Annotated in this window: 9 protein-coding genes; 4 read left to right on the forward strand and 5 right to left on the reverse strand. The window is 71.4% G+C overall.

The window, feature by feature from the left end:
• Positions 1-277: 277 nt before the first annotated feature.
• Entirely contained in the window at positions 278-493 is a 216-nt protein-coding gene (locus J0670_RS31760) for a hypothetical protein (protein ID WP_207815403.1), read from the reverse strand.
• Here J0670_RS31760 and J0670_RS31765 point away from each other — a divergent pair.
• On the forward strand, positions 477-773 hold the full coding sequence (locus tag J0670_RS31765; RefSeq protein WP_207815405.1) for a MerR family transcriptional regulator: 297 nt from the start codon (positions 477-479) through the stop codon (positions 771-773). The two genes, J0670_RS31760 and J0670_RS31765, sit on opposite strands and share 17 nt — an antisense overlap.
• 44 nt (positions 774-817) lie before the next feature.
• On the opposite strand, the gene J0670_RS31770 is transcribed toward J0670_RS31765, so the two are convergent.
• The 4 genes from J0670_RS31770 to J0670_RS31785 form a co-directional block, all read right to left on the reverse strand.
• On the reverse strand, positions 818-1,213 hold the full coding sequence (locus J0670_RS31770; RefSeq protein ID WP_207815407.1) for a DUF2267 domain-containing protein: 396 nt from the start codon (positions 1,211-1,213) through the stop codon (positions 818-820).
• A 61-nt stretch (positions 1,214-1,274) separates the two neighbouring features.
• A complete protein-coding gene (locus J0670_RS31775; protein ID WP_207815409.1) occupies positions 1,275-1,673 on the reverse strand; it encodes a DUF2267 domain-containing protein in 399 nt (132 codons plus the stop codon).
• 56 nt (positions 1,674-1,729) lie between these two features.
• Complete coding sequence (locus tag J0670_RS31780) at positions 1,730-1,993, reverse strand: STAS domain-containing protein (protein ID WP_207815413.1); 264 nt, start codon at positions 1,991-1,993, stop codon at positions 1,730-1,732.
• 59 nt (positions 1,994-2,052) lie between these two features.
• A complete protein-coding gene (locus tag J0670_RS31785; protein ID WP_207815414.1) occupies positions 2,053-2,487 on the reverse strand; it encodes an Hsp20/alpha crystallin family protein in 435 nt (144 codons plus the stop codon).
• A 73-nt stretch (positions 2,488-2,560) separates the two neighbouring features.
• Between J0670_RS31785 and J0670_RS31790 the strand changes: the two genes are divergently transcribed.
• From J0670_RS31790 to J0670_RS31800, 3 genes are all read left to right on the forward strand, one after another.
• The gene (locus J0670_RS31790) at positions 2,561-2,752 is read left to right on the forward strand and encodes a hypothetical protein (RefSeq protein WP_207815416.1); all 192 of its coding nucleotides are present in this window, start codon (positions 2,561-2,563) and stop codon (positions 2,750-2,752) included.
• A 109-nt stretch (positions 2,753-2,861) separates the two neighbouring features.
• Positions 2,862-3,362, forward strand: coding sequence for a J domain-containing protein (locus tag J0670_RS31795; protein ID WP_207815418.1), 501 nt, complete (start codon positions 2,862-2,864; stop codon positions 3,360-3,362).
• Positions 3,353-3,814 (forward strand): STAS domain-containing protein, encoded by a 462-nt coding sequence (locus J0670_RS31800; protein WP_207815420.1) that lies wholly within the window; start codon positions 3,353-3,355, stop codon positions 3,812-3,814. The genes J0670_RS31795 and J0670_RS31800 overlap by 10 nt, the downstream gene beginning before the upstream one ends.
• Positions 3,815-4,251: the final 437 nt, after the last annotated feature.

Raw genomic sequence — 4,251 nt, forward strand, 5'->3', positions numbered from 1 at the left:
CCGATCTGCCCGCCGACCCCAAGCACTGGCCGCCCACGCCCGCGCGGCCCGCGAGCGGACGACTTCCCGTGTTCCGGCCACGCCCAGCCTCCGTGCGGTAGAGCCCTTCGCAGACACTGCCGCCCGCCCACCGGCTGAGGCCGTCGGGTGCGGACGGGCAACGCCGCGTGTTCGGCGAGGTTGCGCAGTGCGGCGAGCCGGCTGGCGGCGACGGCCGGCTCCGAGTTCGGCGCAGGCGGCGGATATGCCGCGCCTCCCTGCTGCGGTCGCGGTCCGCTCAGGTGCCGAGAGCGGCGCGCAGCTGCTCGTGGTGGGCGGTGAGCCAGGTGGCGAAGTCCTGGAGCAGGGGGTCGAGTTCGCGGACGGCGGCCAGGTCACGGTTCGAGCGGGATGCACGCGCGGGTGTCCTCCACTGCGGCTGGAGGAAATCTGTAACGTGGAAGTGAGGTTTCAGCGAGCGGCGAGGTGAGGTCGCGGTGGTGGAGCTGCCCATTGATGACGCGGATGCCGCGCTGTACACGGTGGGGCAGGTCGCCGCGATGCTGCACGTCCAGGTGGCGTTCCTGCGGCGACTGGACGAGCTGGGCGCGGTCGTGCCCGAGCGCTCGCCGGGTGGCCAGCGGAGATACTCGCGCCGGGAGATCAACCGTGTCGCGGCCCTGGTGAAACTGATCAGCGAGGGACTGACCCTGGAAGGCGCGCGCCGGGTGCTCGATCTCCAGGCCCGGGTGGAGGAGCTGGAGGCCGACCTGGACCGGGCCCGCAGCCAGTGACGTCGAGCGCCCGCCGCCTGGGCCCAACCCGGGCCGGCTGAGGTTCAAGCGGCGGCGAGGTCGGCACGACCGAACAGGAGCGCGTAACCGCGGGGCAGGTGGGCGAGGAGGCGGTCGGTGAGCCGCTCGCCGCCGAGGGATTCGAGGGCGGCCAGGACGGAGGAGGCGTCCCAGCGGGCGCCGGTGAGGCTGGTGTCCAGGGCTCGGGCGACAGCTTCGACGAAGGCGGGCGCGGCGACGGGTTCGGGCAGGGGGATCTGCGAGGCGAAGACGGCGCGGGCCCGCTCAGGGAGCGCGGCGGCCAGCTCGCAGCGTTCCTCGCCGGTCAGCTGGGAGCCGAGAACGGCCAGGACCGCATCGAAGACGCGTTCGGCCTCCTCGTCACTGGGGTAGCGACCGAGGGTGCGGACCTGCTGGATCAGGCGGCGGTGCCGGGTCATGGCGATGGCCTTCCGGGACGGGCCGCCGCGGCGTGAGCGGCGGCACGAAAGCGGGTCGGGGTCAGTGGCCGGGTACAGGGCGGCCGAACAGGACGTCGTAGCCGGGCGGCAGCTGGAACAGGACACTCTCCATGAGGTCGTCGCCGGCGGCATCGGCCACCGTGGACAGGACGGCGCCGATGTCCCACACGGCGGTCTTCTCGGTGGCGCCCTCGATCCAGGCGGCGGTGGCGCGCACGAACCGTTCGGGACTGAGCGGTTCAGCGGCCTGCAAGGGGTTCAACAGGATCAGGGCGAAGGTCTCGGGCAGACGGGCCGCGAGCTTCGCGCGCACGTCGCCGACCAAGTGGGCGCCGAGCAGGGCCAGCACGACGCGGGCCGCGCGGTCGGCATCCTGGGGCGTGTCGTACTCGCCGCGTTCCTGGACCTGGTCCAAGAACGCCTCCCATCGAAGAGTCACCGCGCATTCCTCCCTTCGTCCCGGCACGCTGCCGGTTACGGGCGTGCGGGAGCCGGTCAGGGGCCGACGGCAGGGCGGCGGCTGAGGCCGATGAGCTTGAGCAGCCTGACCACGGGCCTGCCTACGCCGCGCAGAACGAGCCGCCCGCCGTACCGGTCGGCCAGATGGCGGGCCTGGACGAGGACGCCCAGACCCGAGCAGTCCATGAACGTCACCTCCGACAGGTCGAGCACCACCTCCCCGTGCGCCTCGAGCGCGGCGTCCAGCCGGCAGCGGAACCGCGGCGCGGTGGCGAGGTCGATCCCACCGCCGGCCCTCACCGCGAACGGTGCCGGCCGCCCGGGGGGTGCGGGCGGCACGGAGCGGCACAGGGACGCGGTCAGGCCTTGATCTCCTTGCGGCTGCCGCTGTGTCCGATGGCGATCTTGCGGGGCTTGGCCTTCTCGGCGACCGGGATCTTCAGGGTCAGCACGCCGGAGTCGTAGTCGGCGGCGATCCCCTCGGGGTCGAGCATGTCGGAGAGCATGACCTGCCGGGAGAACACGCCGAGCGGACGCTCGGACAGCTCCCACTTCACGTTCTCGCCCTCGTGGCGGGGGCGCCGTTCGGCCTTGACGGTCAGCATGTTCCGCTCGACATCGATGTCGATCGCGTCCGGGTCCACCCCGGGCAGGTCGAAGCAGATCACGTACTCGTCGCCGGCGCGGTAGGCGTCCAGCGGCATCGGGCTCGGCCGCGACCAGGTGCCGGTCGTGTTGAAGAACTGCTGGGTCAGCCGGTCCAGCTCGCGGAACGGGTCGGTGCGCATCAGCATCGCGAAACACCTCCACTGGTTGATGGGTGCCAGTGCGCTTCACCTGAATCGGTTCTAACATGTCATCCATCCGATGACAAGTGCTGAAGTCGCCAAAGAAGTGACACCGATGGGAGAGCGGCCCGAAGCACCCGCGACCGGCGGCGGACCGTCGGCGAGCCCGGCGTCCTTCCTCGCCGCCGCCGCAGCGCTCGCCGCCATGGACGAGGACTCGCAGCCCGCGCGCCGGTCGAGGCGGATCAGGAAGGTTCCGTCGCTCTCGTAGGCATCCATAGTCCATATGCCCGCATTTCGGGCATCTTGACAAGTGCTGGCCAAGGTTCTATCCAAGTGAATGAGGAGGTTTGCCGGGGTCGCCCGGGAGGTGGTCCGCCATGACGGGATCGCGAGACCGACGCGATCACTACGCGGTGCTGGGAGTGGAACCCACAGCGTCCGCGAGTCAGGTCACTTCGGCCTATCGCGCCCTCGTCCGGCTGCTGCACCCCGACACCCGCCCCGTCGAACCGGGGTCGGCGGAGCGACTCGGCGCGGTGGTCGCCGCCTACGGGGTCCTGCACGATCCCGAGCTACGGGCCGCCTACGACGCCGAACGCGGTGCCGCTCGGCACCCGGCCGAGCGCGCCTCGGCCCATCCCCCGACCGCGGGCCGACGGGTGTCCGTACGAGTCGTCCGGGAAACCGGTGGGGCGGGGTCTGTGCCCGCCGCGCCGACTCCCTTCGGCGGCGCGATGCCACGAGGAACCGAACCGCTCGTTCGGGCGGGCCCGGTGCGGATCGCACCGCCGCGAACATCGGCGTGGGCGCGCGATGATCCCGGCGACCTCTGGGAGTGGATACTGCACCGGCTGCGGGAGGTGGACCCATGGCTGTGAACGGCAACGACTTCCGCACCGCCGTCTCCCGGTGGGACGGCCACGCCACCGTCGCGGTCACGGGCGAGATCGACCTCGCCACCGCCGCCGAGCTGGAGGGCCGCGTCAAGGAGTGCCTGGCGCGCCGGCCCAGGCGCGTCGACCTCGATTTCGCGCGGGTGAGGTTCTGCGACTGCTCGGGCGTGGACGCCCTGGAACGGCTCCATCGCCAGGCGCAGGAGGAAGGCGTCGTCCTGAAGGTCACGGATGTGCGGGCCCCGATCGTCGCCCGGCTGTTCGACCTTCTCGGCCTCACCGACCTGGTTGAACCCGGACGGACCGATACCGGGCCGCGTACCGCAGCGCTGCCGCGACCCGCACACCCGATCCCAGGCACCGATAGCGCGAGCACGGACCGCTCCAGGACCACCCTCCCGGCCGCCGGTCAGACTCCCGGGACCGGCCCCGTGTAGACCAGCTCCGCAGCAGTGTGCTGCGGAGCTGGCGCAGATGGGCACCGGTGCGTTCGATCGCCGCGATCGCGCAGCCCAGCTCGAAGGCGACGCCAGCCTGCTTCCGCACCGGAGTCGGCGGAGCCTCCAAAACCGCGAGATGCTCCGGGTCGATCGCCGGGCGCCACGGCGGCTACGGCGGCTGGGACTGGGACTGGGACTGACTACCTGTCGCTGGCAGTTGACTTCGTTCGACAAATGTTCTGTGAAGCTATGCCCGGCCTTGCCGCTGGATCGGGGCCGGGCAGGCGAGAAGATCGTGAGATGGTCGGCTACAAGTACGACCCGGTCTGGCAGCAACACGCCTGGGGGCGGACCATGCGACCCGGACGTCAATACTCTCTCCGGGGCCCGCAGTGTTGGGGGCCTTTGCACGGGCGCCAGAACTGGTCGCGGGC

Source organism: Streptomyces sp. FH025, from assembly GCF_017427025.1.
In the GTDB taxonomy this organism is placed as follows: Bacteria; Actinomycetota; Actinomycetes; order Streptomycetales; family Streptomycetaceae; genus Kitasatospora.

Bases quoted from the DNA above. Each gene is read 5' to 3' on its own strand.
- J0670_RS31795 (WP_207815418.1), top strand. From the start codon at position 2,862: ATGACGGGATCGCGAGACCGACGCGATCACTACGCGGTGCTGGGAGTG.
- J0670_RS31785 (WP_207815414.1), bottom strand. From the start codon at position 2,487: ATGCTGATGCGCACCGACCCGTTCCGCGAGCTGGACCGGCTGACCCAG.
- J0670_RS31800 (WP_207815420.1), top strand. From the start codon at position 3,353: ATGGCTGTGAACGGCAACGACTTCCGCACCGCCGTCTCCCGGTGGGAC.
- J0670_RS31760 (WP_207815403.1), bottom strand. From the start codon at position 493: ATGGGCAGCTCCACCACCGCGACCTCACCTCGCCGCTCGCTGAAACCT.
- J0670_RS31770 (WP_207815407.1), bottom strand. From the start codon at position 1,213: ATGACCCGGCACCGCCGCCTGATCCAGCAGGTCCGCACCCTCGGTCGC.
- J0670_RS31790 (WP_207815416.1), top strand. From the start codon at position 2,561: ATGACAAGTGCTGAAGTCGCCAAAGAAGTGACACCGATGGGAGAGCGG.